Source organism: Qipengyuania sp. SM2512 (assembly GCF_054954005.1).
Genome location: NZ_CM143134.1, coordinates 1,833,868 through 1,847,507, shown reverse-complemented (window position 1 = coordinate 1,847,507; position 13,640 = coordinate 1,833,868). Strand labels below are relative to the sequence as shown.

Annotated in this window: 17 protein-coding genes and 1 tRNA gene; 13 read left to right on the top strand and 5 right to left on the bottom strand. The window is 63.3% G+C overall.

The window, feature by feature from the left end; genetic code table 11:
• Positions 1-159 precede the first annotated feature (159 nt).
• Entirely contained in the window at positions 160-381 is a 222-nt protein-coding gene (locus tag ACQ5J0_RS09240) for a hypothetical protein (protein WP_462567178.1), read from the bottom strand.
• Positions 382-763: 382 nt separating this feature from the next.
• Here ACQ5J0_RS09240 and ACQ5J0_RS09235 point away from each other — a divergent pair, with 382 nt between their 5' ends.
• Positions 764-1,267: a hypothetical protein gene (locus ACQ5J0_RS09235; protein WP_462567177.1), complete on the top strand. Its 504-nt coding sequence runs from the start codon at positions 764-766 to the stop codon at positions 1,265-1,267.
• A gap of 132 nt (positions 1,268-1,399) precedes the next feature.
• On the opposite strand, the gene ACQ5J0_RS09230 is transcribed toward ACQ5J0_RS09235, so the two are convergent.
• From ACQ5J0_RS09230 to ACQ5J0_RS09220, 3 genes are read right to left on the bottom strand one after another with little or no spacing between them, the layout of a single operon-like run.
• Positions 1,400-1,900, bottom strand: a complete 501-nt coding sequence (locus ACQ5J0_RS09230; RefSeq protein WP_462567175.1) for a sterol desaturase family protein — start codon at positions 1,898-1,900, stop codon at positions 1,400-1,402.
• A gap of 7 nt (positions 1,901-1,907) precedes the next feature.
• Positions 1,908-2,690 carry a fatty acid desaturase gene (locus tag ACQ5J0_RS09225; protein WP_462567174.1) on the bottom strand — a complete coding sequence of 261 codons (783 nt, stop codon included), beginning with the start codon at positions 2,688-2,690 and terminating at the stop codon, positions 1,908-1,910.
• Positions 2,691-2,734: 44 nt separating this feature from the next.
• Entirely contained in the window at positions 2,735-3,145 is a 411-nt protein-coding gene (locus tag ACQ5J0_RS09220) for an acyl-CoA thioesterase (RefSeq protein WP_462567173.1), read from the bottom strand.
• A gap of 102 nt (positions 3,146-3,247) precedes the next feature.
• Here ACQ5J0_RS09220 and leuC point away from each other — a divergent pair, with 102 nt between their 5' ends.
• The 12 genes from leuC to ACQ5J0_RS09160 all read left to right on the top strand — a co-directional run bounded on the left by leuC (position 3,248) and on the right by ACQ5J0_RS09160 (position 13,500).
• Complete coding sequence (gene leuC, locus ACQ5J0_RS09215) at positions 3,248-4,717, top strand: 3-isopropylmalate dehydratase large subunit (RefSeq protein WP_462567172.1); 1,470 nt, start codon at positions 3,248-3,250, stop codon at positions 4,715-4,717.
• 7 nt (positions 4,718-4,724) lie between these two features.
• Positions 4,725-4,880, top strand: a complete 156-nt coding sequence (locus ACQ5J0_RS09210; RefSeq protein ID WP_462567171.1) for an isopropylmalate isomerase — start codon at positions 4,725-4,727, stop codon at positions 4,878-4,880.
• Complete coding sequence (leuD, locus tag ACQ5J0_RS09205) at positions 4,880-5,482, top strand: 3-isopropylmalate dehydratase small subunit (protein WP_462567170.1); 603 nt, start codon at positions 4,880-4,882, stop codon at positions 5,480-5,482. Before ACQ5J0_RS09210 ends, leuD begins: the two co-directional genes overlap by 1 nt.
• On the top strand, positions 5,479-6,480 hold the full coding sequence (locus ACQ5J0_RS09200; RefSeq protein ID WP_462567169.1) for an NADPH:quinone oxidoreductase family protein: 1,002 nt from the start codon (positions 5,479-5,481) through the stop codon (positions 6,478-6,480). Before leuD ends, ACQ5J0_RS09200 begins: the two co-directional genes overlap by 4 nt.
• 73 nt (positions 6,481-6,553) lie before the next feature.
• Positions 6,554-6,880: a DUF1476 domain-containing protein gene (locus ACQ5J0_RS09195; RefSeq protein WP_462567168.1), complete on the top strand. Its 327-nt coding sequence runs from the start codon at positions 6,554-6,556 to the stop codon at positions 6,878-6,880.
• A 4-nt stretch (positions 6,881-6,884) separates the two neighbouring features.
• Positions 6,885-7,118, top strand: a complete 234-nt coding sequence (locus ACQ5J0_RS09190; RefSeq protein ID WP_462567167.1) for a BolA family protein — start codon at positions 6,885-6,887, stop codon at positions 7,116-7,118.
• Between the two features lie 40 nt (positions 7,119-7,158).
• The gene (grxD, locus tag ACQ5J0_RS09185; protein ID WP_462567165.1) at positions 7,159-7,491 is read left to right on the top strand and encodes a Grx4 family monothiol glutaredoxin; all 333 of its coding nucleotides are present in this window, start codon (positions 7,159-7,161) and stop codon (positions 7,489-7,491) included.
• 310 nt (positions 7,492-7,801) lie between these two features.
• A complete protein-coding gene (locus ACQ5J0_RS09180) occupies positions 7,802-8,578 on the top strand; it encodes an NUDIX hydrolase (RefSeq protein ID WP_462567164.1) in 777 nt (258 codons plus the stop codon).
• Positions 8,579-9,059: 481 nt separating this feature from the next.
• Positions 9,060-9,329 (top strand): hypothetical protein, encoded by a 270-nt coding sequence (locus ACQ5J0_RS09175; RefSeq protein WP_462567163.1) that lies wholly within the window; start codon positions 9,060-9,062, stop codon positions 9,327-9,329.
• 169 nt (positions 9,330-9,498) lie between these two features.
• The gene (locus ACQ5J0_RS09170) at positions 9,499-10,569 is read left to right on the top strand and encodes a radical SAM protein (protein ID WP_462567162.1); all 1,071 of its coding nucleotides are present in this window, start codon (positions 9,499-9,501) and stop codon (positions 10,567-10,569) included.
• Positions 10,566-11,819, top strand: coding sequence for an aKG-HExxH-type peptide beta-hydroxylase (locus tag ACQ5J0_RS09165; protein ID WP_462567161.1), 1,254 nt, complete (start codon positions 10,566-10,568; stop codon positions 11,817-11,819). Before ACQ5J0_RS09170 ends, ACQ5J0_RS09165 begins: the two co-directional genes overlap by 4 nt.
• A gap of 301 nt (positions 11,820-12,120) precedes the next feature.
• Complete coding sequence (locus tag ACQ5J0_RS09160) at positions 12,121-13,500, top strand: NAD-dependent succinate-semialdehyde dehydrogenase (RefSeq protein WP_462567160.1); 1,380 nt, start codon at positions 12,121-12,123, stop codon at positions 13,498-13,500.
• Positions 13,501-13,510: 10 nt separating this feature from the next.
• Here the strand turns inward: ACQ5J0_RS09160 and ACQ5J0_RS09155 are convergent.
• Positions 13,511-13,587, bottom strand: a tRNA-Arg gene (locus ACQ5J0_RS09155).
• Positions 13,588-13,640 lie beyond the last annotated feature (53 nt).

Here is a 13,640-nt window from a genome sequence, read left to right as displayed (position 1 = left end):
TGTGCTGCACCGCAGGCCGGGAGCGGTGCCTACAGCGCGGAAAGCGAGAACGCAGCCGCGAGCGCGAACGGTTGCGAAAATTGTTTGCCCTGAACGGCACGACTACAGCCGTGGGCGGAGGGTCGCCCCTCCGCCCAAAGTCTTCGTTGGCCCCTTGGTTCAGGGGCTGACGGGTTCGTCGTCCTCGAACAGTTCGATGAGGATGAGGGTGCCAGCTACGGCGACGCCCAGAGCTATAGCTCCGACGATGAGTCCGCCATTGTCGCCGCCGAGTTCGCTTTCATCAGCGATAGGAGCGGAAAAACGCTCGGTCGCGGCAACCGGCGCAGCGATCATCGCAGCGACGGCGGCAGCACCCAGAGCCAGTGCACTTTTCTTCATAGTGAAACTCCACGAGATTGCATTAAACATGGCGGCTTGAAGTGATCGCGACTTTCGTCGCTAGCCCCCCGCCTCGGTCTTGGGGCTGAGGAGGGTTGTAGCATGACTAACTTGGAGCGAAACCGTATTCGGGCAAAATGATACGCCTGGCCCCGGGCTTACGGCTTAGTTATTCCAGCAAAAAACGGGCGGCGGCGGATACCTAACATTCTCCTTGGGTAAGGCGTTCGCTAACCGAGAAAAGGCTGTTTGCTCTCGGGCTCCGAAACCGGCCCGGTCGCAAAGGAGCTACTTGCAGTCCGAAGCTGCATCGGCGATGCCAGCGGAATACGCTGACCGCGCAAGTCGGAACCGATAAAACCCCGGCAGGGAGCGACAACACATGCTCGATCGCATCGGCGCTATCTCGATCCTCCTCGGCGGCGCAGCCATGACCTCGGCGGGATGCGATGCGTCCCACACTTCTCGCAGCGAGAACACCGCCTTCGGTTCGAGCGCACCCGGTTCCGTTTCCGATTGCGCCGAGAAATTCGCCGCAGGCGGGGAAGTATGGGGTGACAATCCGATTGGCGCCTCCTTCGTTTATGACGTAACCGAGGTCGAAGGTCTGGGGACCAACGGGCAGTTCTGGCAGCGCGAGCCTGGCGACGAAGGCACGCATTCCGTCATCATCCACAACGGCGACGGCGCCGCTCAAGCAGTCGAAGACTTTCTCAAGAGCACCCCCTCAGGCGATAGTGAAACGTTCAGTTCCGAGAGTATCTCGCTTGTTCGCGTGAACGAAGCCCCTGAAGCAAAATTCCAGGAAGCCCTGCGCAAAGGCTGCGAAAGACTGCGCGACGGAGTGACCATCCGTCAGGTCACATTCTTCCGCAGCACGCGCTGACGATCTGGTGCTGTCGGGCCGCTAGCCAACCTCACGCAAACCACTCCGGACAAGGCCAGTCCGCGTTAGGTCGCGCCGCTAAAAACCAGATTTGTGACGTCCGGGCGCGTGAACTTCCCCTCGCGCCCGAACTCAGGCTCCGGCGCTGTCGCGGACCACGGCGATGCCCGCCTCGCGCTGGCGCTTGAGTTCGGCCTTTAGCTTGGCCGGGTCGGCGGCGAAGACGAAGCCGAAGCTCACTCCGCCTTCCTTGCCCACGGTCGCGTGGTGGAGCTTGTGCGCCTGGACCAGCCGCTTAGCGTAGCCGCGCTTGGGCACCCAGCGGAAGTAGCGCTGATGCACCAACCCGTCGTGAACCACGGTGTAGATCAGCCCGTAGAGCGTGATCCCCAGAGCCACCCACCAGAGCAGTTCGGAATAGAGATAACCGATCAGGAACATGAAAAAGACGATGGTGCCGAAGGTGACCGCATAGAGATCGTTCTTTTCGAAGACATGATCGTGCGGTTCGTGATGATCGCGGTGCCAGCCCCAGCCCCAGCCATGCATGATGTATTTGTGCGCCCACCAGGCGAACAGTTCCATGCCCAGCACCGCCAGCACGACGGTCAGAATGATGGCGGGGACGGTCATGCGTGTCTCACTCGCTCGGGTTGCGGGTTTCCGGCTGCGGCTGGAGCAGACCGGGCAGCGCCCACCACGGCACGTCGGGCGCCCGATGGTGTTCGTGGTGATAGCCGAAATGGAAACAGGATGCGAGCGATGCCAGCGTCCCGAAACGTTCGCTGCGAGCATTGTGGCGATCGGCGAAGCCGGCATGGCCCGCGCTTTCGTGGCGGTGCGGGCGGTAGGTGCCGAAATAGAACAATTGCAGCGAGGAAGCGATCGCCGGGAGCCCGTAGAGCAACACGATCTTCTCGACCGGAACCGCGAACACCAGCCAGTAGAGCAGCACCATGAAGGAAACGAACAGCACCGAGCGCCAGCCGAAATAGCGGGTCAGAAAGGTTGCGTACCAGCGCCAGAAACGGGTCGGATTGGCGGCGTCGAAATCGGGGTCGCGCACCGAGCCGGGGGATTTGTGATGCGCAAAATGGGCGTCGCGCATCCGCTTCCAGCCGAAGCCGGCGTAAAGGAACAGCAACACCGCGCCCACCGCGCCGTTGACCCGCCCACCGCCCGGAACCAGCGAACCGTGCATCGCGTCATGGCTAACGATGAACAGCCCGACCGAGAGCCAGCATTGCAGCAGCGCAATGGCTAGTGCCAGTGGCAGGCTGTTCCAGGTCAGCGCGAAACCGAACATCGCGTATAGATGGAGGCCGAGCCAGCTCGCGACGATCGCTGCGGCGAGGCCGAGCCCGATCGCGGCCTGTGTCAGGCGCGGGCGACGGGTGGGAAGGGTTGCGGTGCGGGACGACATGGCAGGCGCCTACCAGCCCCAGGTCAGGGGCGGAAGGCCGAGCCTTAGTTGGCCGCTTGCTCGGCGGGGAAGAAGATGCTGCGCATTCCGTCGTCGATCCGCGCAGGCCGATGGGTGTCGACATGGATGCAGCACCAGGCCGACTTCACCTCGGCGAGCACTTCCTCGCCGCGGTGGATGACGGTGGAGTAGAAGGCGCGCGCGCCCCTGAAGCTTTCGAGCACCGTCTGCGCGATCACATCGTCCTCGAGAAAGGCGGGCTTGCGATAGGTGATCTCGTGCTTGAGCGCGACCCAGGCCTTGCTCGCCACCTCTTCGGCGGGCGCCAGCTTCTGCCAATGCGCGAGCACCGCATCCTGGACCCAGCCCAGATAGCGCGCGTTGTTGACATGACCCATGAAGTCGATGTCCGCGGGGACCACGGTGATCGGAAAGGCAAAGGGTTTTGCTGACATGGGTGCCAGTTAGGGATTGATACCTTTCTTTTCCATGACACGGCTATTGCTTGGGCGGGGAAAGATTGCACCTGTTGCCCGCTTGCCGCAAATATCGCCGCTATGGCGAGCAAACCGCGCACACTTTACGAGAAGATCTGGGACTCGCATGTCGTCGAGCGGCGCGAGGACGGCACCTGCCTTCTCTATATCGACCGGCATCTGGTTCACGAGGTTACCAGCCCACAAGCCTTCGAGGCGCTGCGGCTCGCGGGACGCAGCGTGCGCCGCCCCGATCTCACGCTCGCAGTGCCCGACCACAATCTCCCGACCACGCCCCGGCTCGCGGGCGATGGCAGCCGGCTTCCGATCGCCGACCCGAAAAGCGCCGCGCAGCTCGCCGCGCTCGAACGCAACGCCCCGCAATTCGGCATCCGCTACATCGATGCGAGCGCCGCCGAGCAGGGCATCGTCCATGTCGTCGGCCCCGAGCAGGGTTTCTCGCTGCCCGGCACCACCATCGTCTGCGGCGATAGCCACACCGCCGCGCACGGCGGGATCGGCGCGCTGGCCTTCGGGATCGGCACCAGCGAGGTCGAGCATGTGCTGGCGACGCAGACGCTGCTGCTGGCGCCGTCGAAGACCATGGAGGTCCGGGTCGAGGGAGAACTCGGCCCCGGCGTGACCGCCAAGGATCTGATCCTGCACATCATTGGGCAGATCGGCACCGCGGGCGGCACCGGACATGTGATCGAATACCGCGGCGAGGTGTTCGAGACAATGAGCGTCGAGGGAAGGCTGACGGTGTGCAACATGAGCATCGAGGGCGGCGCCCGCGCCGGGCTGATCGCGCCCGACGAGATGGTATTCGCCTACCTAGAAGGCCGCCCCTATGCGCCGACGGGCGAAAACTGGGACCGCGCGCTGGTCTGGTGGCGCTCGCTGCGCACCGACGAAGGAGCGCGTTTCGACCGCAGCGTGGTGATCGATGCGGACGCCATCGAACCCACGGTGAGCTGGGGCACCAGCCCCGAGGATGTGGTCGCGGTGGGCGGCAGCGTGCCCGCACCCGAGAGCTTCGCCGATCCCGCCAAGCAGGAAGCGGCGCGCAAGAGCCTTGCCTATATGGGGCTCGAGCCCGGTACGCCCATTTCCCAGATCGCGATCGAGAACGTCTTTATCGGTAGTTGCACCAACAGCCGGATCGAGGATCTGCGCGCCGCGGCGGCGGTGCTCAAGGGGCGGCGCAAGGCCGAGGCGGTCCGCTGGGCGATCGTCGTCCCCGGCTCCGGCCTGGTCAAGCGCCAGGCCGAGGCCGAGGGGCTCGACCGGATCTTCACCGCAGCGGGCTTCGAATGGCGCGAGCCGGGCTGTTCGGCGTGCCTGGCGATGAACCCCGACAAGGTCCCGCCGGGCGAACGCTGCGCCTCGACCAGCAACCGCAATTTCGTCGGCCGCCAGGGTCCCGGCGCGCGCACCCATCTGCTCAGCCCGGCGATGGCCGCCGCCGCCGCGGTCACCGGGCGGCTCACGGATGTGCGCGAACTGCTGATCGACTCCCCCCTTGCCAGCCCCGACCCCGCTGGCGCATGAGGCCCGCATGACACGCAAGAAAACAGGCAAGGCCGCTATCGCAGGCGCCATCGGTTCCGCCGCCATCGCCGCGGCGATGCTCTATGTCTCCAATCGCAAGAAGAACCGCCCCCAGCAACCCGGCCCCATCCCCCCGTCGGGCGAGAACCCCGAAACCGATTGATGAAAGCCGTCGCTTCGATCGAGGGCCGCGCGATCCCCTATGGCGCGAAGAATGTCGACACCGACATCATCATCCCTGCGCATTGGCTCAAGACGATCACCCGCGAGGGGCTCGCGCAAGGCGCATTCGAGAGTGTTCGAGCCGAGCCCGACAACGTGTTCGACCAGCCCGAGAATATCGGCGCGCCGATTCTGATCGCGGGCGACAATTTCGGCTGCGGCTCAAGCCGCGAGCATGCCGCCTGGGCCTTGCTCGACATGGGCGTACGCGCGGTGATCGCGCCCAGCTTCTCGGATATCTTCTCCAGCAACGCGTTCAAGAACGGCATCCTCGCGGTCGAATTGCCGCAGGAGCAGGTCGACCGATTGATGGAGGTGGCGCGCGAGCAGCCGATCACGGTCGATCTCGACAGCCAGACGGTGACCAACCCATTTCAGGATCGCTTCACCTTCGCGATCGATCCGTTCCGCAAGCATTGCCTGCTCGAGGGCCTCGACGAGATCGGGATGACCCTGGCGCGCGATGCCGCCATTTCTAATTACGAGACGAGCCGGGTGGCTGCGCTGCCCTGGCTCGACAATCCAAGGGAGAATTCATTGTGAAAGCCGTGCTGTCCAAAGAAACCGGCGGACCCGAAACGCTGGTGGTCGAGGAGATCGCCGAGCCCAAGCCGGGCGCCGGCGAGGTGCTGGTCAAGGTCGCCGCCTGCGCGATCAACTTTCCCGACACGCTGATCATCCGCGACCTGTACCAGTTCAAGCCGCAGCGCCCCTTCGCGCCGGGCGGCGAAATCTCGGGCACGGTCGAGGCGCTGGGCGAAGGCGTCGAGGATTTCGCGGTGGGCGACAGGGTGATGTGCGGGGTCGGCAATGGCGGCCTGCAGGAGAAGGTCGCGGTCGCGGCGCAGCGCCTGTTCAAGGTTCCGGACGGCATCGATCTGGTCCAGGCCAGCGCGCTGTTGATGACCTATGGCACCACCATCCACGGGCTCAAGGATCGCGGCGATATCAAGGCTGGCGAGACCGTGCTGATCCTCGGCGCTGCGGGCGGCGTAGGTCTTTCCGCGGTTGAACTCGCCAAGGCCTATGGCTGCCGTGTGGTCGCCGCGGTCTCGACCGAGGAAAAGGGCGAGGTCGCACGCAAGGCGGGCGCCGACGAGGTGGTGATCTATCCCCGCGCGCCTTTCGACAAGGACCAGTCCAAGCAGCTCGCGAGCGATTTCAAGGCTGCGGTCGGACCCGACGGTGCGAACATCGTCTACGACATCGTCGGCGGCGACTATTCCGAGCCCGCGCTGCGCGCGATCGCCTGGGAGGGCCGCTTCCTGGTGATCGGCTTTCCCGCCGGTATCGCCAAGATGCCGCTCAACCTCACCCTGCTCAAGAGCTGCGACATCCGCGGCGTGTTCTGGGGCGCCTGGACCGCGCGCGAACCGCAGAAGAACGCCGCCAACATCGCCGAGCTGTTCGAGCTGTGGCAGGCGGGCAAGATCAGTCCGCTGGTCAGCGAGACCTATCCGCTCGAGCGTGCGCACGAAGCCATCGCCAAGCTGGAAAACCGCGGCGCAATCGGCAAGCTGGTGGTGACGATGCCCGGCTGACAATCCGGTTGCCGGGGCAGGCTGCCGGGCCTATCTCCTCGGGCCGACAGCCCCTGCCCCCACGAGGATCACCATGACCGATTTCAAGGATCGCCAGCGCGGCGAAGAAGCCAAATACGCGATGGACGAGGAAACCGCCTTCAAGATCGCGGCGCGGCGCAACCGCCTGCTGGGCGAATGGGCGGCGGGCCTCATGGAGCTCACTCCCGAGGAAACCGACGCTTACAAGAAGGCGGTCGTCCAGGCCGATTTCGAAGAGGCGGGCGACGAGGACGTGATCCGCAAGGTGCTGGGCGACCTGACCGCCGCCGGGAGCGAGGTGACCGAAGCCGATATCCGCACCAAGCTGGAGGAGTGCTCGGTCGAGGCGCGCCGCCAGTTCATGAGCGAGCAGGGCTGACACCATGCCGATGCCCGCCGAGGAAATCGAACGCCTGATCAAGGCCGCCCTGCCCGAGGCACAGGTCGAGATCCGCGATCTGGCGGGGGACAACGACCATTTCGCGGCGCATGTCGTCGCGCCCGAATTCGCGGGCAAGAGCCGAGTCCAGCAGCACAAGCTGGTCTACGAGGCGCTCGGCGGCCGGATGGGCGGCGAGCTCCACGCCTTGCAACTGACCACTCAGGTTCCCACCTGAATCATCCAAGCAAATTCGTAATGGAAGGCAGGACACCCCAATGTCCGATGTAAACTCCCGTATCACCGGCATCGTCGGCGAGGCCGACGTCGTACTCTTCATGAAGGGCACGCCGCTGTTTCCGCAGTGCGGCTTCTCGAGCCGTGCGATCGCCATTCTCGACCATTGCGGCGTCGCCTATGAAAGCGTCGATGTCCTGCAGGACATGGAAATCCGTCAGGGCATCAAGGGTTTCTCCGACTGGCCGACCATCCCGCAGCTCTACGTCAAGGGCGAGTTCGTCGGCGGCAGCGACATCATGATGGAGATGTTCGAGGCCGGCGAATTGCAGCAGCTGATGGACGAGAAGCAGGTCGCCAAGGCCGAGAGCTGACCGACGACGCCGCCACCGGCGTGCAACCACAACGGGAAAGGCCCGCGTGACCGACCAAAGTCACGCGGGCCTTTTTTGTGCAGTATTCGGGGAGGCGGGACCGCAGACCAGGAGCGGCCCGCCTCGGTTCGAAGACCATCAGGGACGCTTACTCTATGCAGGCCTCGTGCCAAACCCGTTCGAGTTTGGCTTTCCGCGCATCGCGGTGGTTAACACCCGGACCGCTGCAAGCGAAGGTGTAAATTATCCCGACACGCAGCGAGGTCTTGCCTGCTTGGCAAGCCGTCGCCCAGCATGCAGTAGGATCAACATGAGCGCTTCCGACGACCAACCCATCCCCGCCGCAACCCTGGTGATCTTTCGTGGAGGGCGCGAGGGAGCCGATCCCGAATTGCTGATGGTGGTGCGCTCGCGCAAGATGTCCTTCGCCGGCGGCATGGCGGTATTCCCCGGCGGCCGCGTCGATCCGGCGGATTACGACCTGGGGCGGCAGCTTGCTCGAGGTGAAGATCCGGAGGAACTCGCGCACCGCATTGCCGCGATCCGCGAGACGCTGGAGGAAACCGGCCTCGCCGTGGGCCTTACCGGCACCATCGACGGTACGCTTGCGCGCGAGGCCCGCGCCTTGCTGCTGGAACAGGGCGCGCTTGCCCCGGTGCTCGAGCGCTTCGGCTGGGCGATCGACCGGAGCGCCATCATCCCCTTCGCGCGCTGGCTGCCGCTGGGCATGGCGCACAGCCGCATCTTCGACACCCGCTTCTACCTCGCAGATCTGGGCACCGGAGCGGTCGATGTCGAAGTCGATGCCACCGAGAACACCCGATTGTTCTGGGTCAGCGCCCAGGGCGCGCTGGAGATGGCCGAACGCGAGGAGATCGCCTTGATCTTCCCCACCCGCCGCAATCTGGAACGGCTGGCCCTGTTCGGCGATTTCGCCGCCGCCAAAGCGCATGCCGAAGCGACTCCGGTGCGGATCATCACCCCGCAGATCGACGAAAGCGGTGCCGCACCAGTGCTGCGCATCCCGTACGACGCCGGCTATCCGGTGACCACCGAAGTGCTCGAAAATGCCATGCGCGGCGACTGAGCCCCGCTACCGACTGCTTCGCAAGCGCTCCTGAACGGACGCGCCCGCGCGGAAAGTAAGTCCGAAATGGATAGAGTTTTTGGCGTCGCTTCGGGATCGGCCCGAACCCGCCCCTTCCCCGCGGAATACCGTAGCAACAGGATGATGCCGCGCAGCCTCCTGGAAAGCCATTGCATCGGCGGCCATTATAAACACGCCGTTATGGATTATCTCTCCGTTACTTAAAAAGTATTCGGCCGGCTTGACTCTATCAAATTAAAGTTGAGTTTTTCTGCAATACTCGCGCGTCATTAGCCCTATTTTTCCTAATCACTATGTATTTGTCTATTTCCAGTCGCATTTGCTTCTTTACAGCACTATCATTTACATCAAACAAATCGAGAATAGGATGATGGTGTTAGCGGCACGAGTCGCTGATCAATAATATGGGTTGCTACATCCAGGGTCGCTCCGACTGATTATTTCAAGGGAGATTATTGAGATGGCCAAGGAACCCAGAGAAGTCGTTCGCCGGCAGTTGTTCTTTTCCGAGCCACCAACCAAGGAGGTGATCGACCGCCCGCAAACCAAGCTCAGCTTCGATCTCGGCAAAGTCGATCTCGATGCAAAGCAATTGGCGGGGATTCGAAACGAGGCCGTACGCGCGGCGATGGCGGCCGCGGCGAAATTCCTCGGCCGAGATGATTTCGCAATCGATAGCGAAAGCTTTTCGACCTTCTCGACCTTCTCGACCTTTTCTTCGGCGGCATAGCTTCCCGTGTTGCAGCGGCTCTAGATCGGGCCGCTGCAACCTGAGCTATGCGAAGTTTTCGAGCGTTCCGCTTCGGGCGCACAGGGAGTAAGGCGCTATGCCGACCCCATTTTCGACCTTCGTTGTAAAGGTAGCAAGTCGCTGCAATCTGAATTGCGACTATTGCTACATGTACAATCTGGAGGATCGTAGCTACCGCAACCAGCCGGCTGTGCTGACCGATGAAGTTGCGCGCAACGCTGCCAGCCGAATCGCCGAGCATGCCGTAGCGCACGACCTTGGCGCGATTCACTTCATTATGCACGGAGGGGAGTCCCTCCTCGCGGGCAAGCGACGGATCGCGCGGATCGCCACAATCGTGCGCGAGGTGCTTGCCGTTCACGATGTGCAGGTTCGCTTCAGCATGCAGTCCAATGGCATGCTCATAGACGATGAATGGATCGAGCTCCTGGCCGATCAAGGAATCCGCATCGGTGTCAGCGTCGACGGCCCTCGCCAAGTGCATGACCGGCACCGGCGGGATCATTTCGGCAAGGGGTCGTTTGACCGCGTCGTCGGGGCCATCGCTCAATTGCAATCGCACCCGCGCGGCCCGGAAATCTTCTCCAACGTCCTTGCGGTGGTCGACACCGATATCGATCCGGCGGCGCTCCTGGATTTCTGGGACGAGATCGACGTCGTCGGCTTCGATCTCTCGCTTCCGCATGCCAATCACCTGCATCCTCCGCCTGCACCGATCGAAGCCTATCGCGACTGGTTGATTGCCTTCTTCGATGGTTGGTTCGACCGCAACAAGCCCAACCGCCACGTTCGCTATTTCGAGAACATGATGCGGATGATGTTCGGGTGCCAGATCAGCACCGACAACATCGGTGGCAAGCCGGTCGATGTTCTGGTTATCGAAACGGACGGCAGTCTCGAGCCGACCGACGCTTTCAAATGCTGCTTCGATGGCGTCACCAAGCTGGGTGCCAATCTGGCCACGACCGCGCTCGACGAGCTGTCGGACAACCCCTTGATCGAAGCCTTTCAAAAGGGATCGACCGGCCTGTGCGATACCTGCCAGGCGTGCGAGGCTCGCGACATCTGCGGAGGCGGCTACATGCCGCACCGCTTCGGCGAGGATAACAGCTTCAATCACCCCAGCGTTTACTGCGGAGCGCTCAAGCCTTTGGTCCATCACATGCACACAAGGATCGTGGAAAGCCTGCCGGCGCAGATGCAGGGAATGGCAGCATGAACGATCGGGCCGTCCTCTTCGCCGGCCCCGCGTGCTCCGACCACCGCCAACGCATTCTGGCCATGGTCGCATCGCACAGTCGCAGGCAGATCGAGGCTGTCTGTCGTCACTATGTCGAACAGCAGGCAGTCCTCGGCATATCGCTTGGCGAGGCAGAGACGCTGCTCCGATTTGCCTTCCTCCTCGCGCCCCTGGAGGACAGCGCGACGCTCCGCGCTTTCCTGATGCACCCGACCACGCAATACTGGCTATCCGCCATGCGCCGTGCGAGCGGGGAGGTCGATCGGAAGTTCCGGAGACCATTCGCCCGCAATGCAGGCAATCTCGGAATGCAACTGGCGCTGGCGACGGGCGACGAGAGCCATTGGCCAATCGTGCTCGATGGCGAAGGCGGGATGAGACTTCCGATCCTCGACCGGCATATCGAATTCGGCCGCGAAAGAGCCTCCGCGCGGACCGAAGCCGATATCGTCGCGGGCGGTGCGAGATTTCGCTTCGATAACGGCATGACAGTGGAAATTCCGCTAAGCGACCTCGTCGCCGAGATCGTCGACCCGGAGCCCAGCCTCGAACGCGATGGATTCTGCCTCACCCTTTACGAGCGGCTGATGGAGGGCGCCGTTCAACTGCAACGGCGCGACGAGTGGCTCCGCCCCCATTGGACCGGGACCAACGAGCGGAGCACCGGTACGGTGTATTTCGGGGCCTCCCCGGATCAATACCCCGCCCGCTTTCCGGTAGAGCCCTTCGCCAGGGCGGCACAGCATATCGCGGACGCATCCCCCGAACTCGCTGCCGACGTCTGCAGTTTCACACCGGTCTTCGTCCCCCGAAGCACCGGTCCCGCAATGCGGATCGGATTCACGGTTTCCTCCCGCCAGGGCGCGATGTTTCTCGATCCCGACGAGCCGCAGTTGATGGCCGAGAATATCGTCCATGAGAATGCGCATGTTAAGCTGCGCTATATGCAGCTGGTGGACCCGATACTGGAAGATTTCTACGATGCGGATTGCGAACGCTTCCAGGTTCCGTGGCGGCCCGATCCGCGCCCCCTCCCCGGGATCCTGGAAGGCGCCTATGTCTTCTCCAATGTCCTCGGTCACAGGCGCAGTTCCGGGGTCGATGCCACAGCGAACGACCTGGCCGAAGACATCGCCGGGGCCTTGACCATCCTGCGCCGGCATGGCCGCTTTACTGAAGCTGGCGAACGGTTCTTTTCCGAGCTCGAAGCCTGGAACGCCGCGGCCTGAACATCCCGCGATCGTCCTTTCGCACTCGCTGCTGCGGAATTAGCGCACGATGCATGTTCGATGTTACCGAAGAGACCCGGCTATTTTGGTGAGCACCCGCAGCTCGACGAGAGCGGCAGGCGCCCGGGCGGCACATTCCCACCGGCGCCGGCCATCCGGCTACCGCCGAGGCACTCAACCGCACCATGCGCGGCGACCGACCCCTGCCCATCACCGGCTCGTCGCAGTTTCGCGCCCCGCCGGAACGGGTGGCGCTTCGAAACCGTTCTTTCGTCGAACTCTCAGACAAAGGACGCTTCCCATGGGCACGATCACCACCGTCAATCCGGCCACCGGCCAGGACCTCTCCACCTACGCACAGATCGACCGCAACGAGGCCGGTCGCAAGGTCGAGGCCTGTCACGCCGCTTTCGAGAAATGGAAGCTGCAATCGCTCGATGAGCGCGCCAAGATCATCAAGGGCATCGGCAAGGCGCTACGCAACAACAAGGAAGAGCTCGCCCAGCTGATGACCGACGAGGTCGGCAAGCTTATCAAGGACAGCCGCGACGAGGTCGAGCTGTGCGCCGCGATCTGCGACTACACCGCCGCCAACGGCCCGAGCGAGCTCGCCGACCAGAAGCGCGAGCCGAGCAATGCCGGGCGCGGCATCGTGACCTTCTCGCCGATCGGTGTCATTTACGGCATTCAGCCGTGGAATTTCCCCGCCTATCAGGTGATCCGCTACGCCATCGCCAATCTGATGACGGGCAATGGCGTGCTGCTCAAGCATGCCAGCAATTGCACCGGCAGCGGGTTCAAGCTCGCCGAGATCTTCGTCGAGGGCGGACTACCCGAGGACCTCTTCACCGTGCTGGTGATCGACCACGATACCTCGGACGCGATCATCGAGCACGAGAAGGTACGCGGGGTGACGCTAACGGGGTCGGACCGAGCGGGCAAATCAATCGCCGAGGCCGCCGGCAAGGTGCTCAAGCCGACGGTGCTCGAGCTCGGCTCCAACGACGCCTATATGGTGCTCGAGGATGCCGATCTCGATCTCGCCGCTGAGGTCTGCGCCAATGCCCGGCTCTACAACAACGGTCAGACTTGCATCAACGGCAAGCGCTTCATCGTGACCGAGAAGGTCTACGATGCGTTTCTCGACAGGTTCAAGGCGCGTTTCGAAGCGGTCAGGACCGGCGATCCCAACGCCGAGGACAGCGACATGGGCCCGATGTCGCGAGCCGATTTGCGCGACACGCTGCAGAAGCAGGTCGATCAGAGCCTTGAGAAGGGCGCCACCGCCTTGGTGGGGTGTGAAATCCCCGATGGCCCTGGCGCCTTCTATCCCGCCTCAATCCTCACCGATGTCGCACCCGGGCAGCCCGCCTATGACGACGAATTGTTCGGCCCGGTCGCCTCGGTGATCAAGGCGAAGGACGACGAGGACGCGATGCGGATCGCCAACGACAGCCGCTATGGCCTCGGTGGCGGGATCCTGTCGAAGAACGTCGACCGGGCGATCGAACTCGCCTCGCGCCATTTCGACACCGGCATGGTGTACATCAACACCTATGGCGTGGCCGATCCCGCGATGCCCTTCGGCGGGGTCAAGAACTCGGGTTATGGCCGCGAGCATGGCGGCTTCGGCATCAAGGAGTTCGCCAACGCCAAGAGCATCTTCATCGGCAGTGCGTGATCGGCGAAAATGGTGCGCCCGGCAGGACTCGAACCTGCTGCCTCAAGATTAGAAGTCTCGCGCTCTATCCAGATGAGCTACGGGCGCGCACCGCGGGGCAATAGCGCGGGATTGCCTTGACGCCAAACGGAGATAGAACG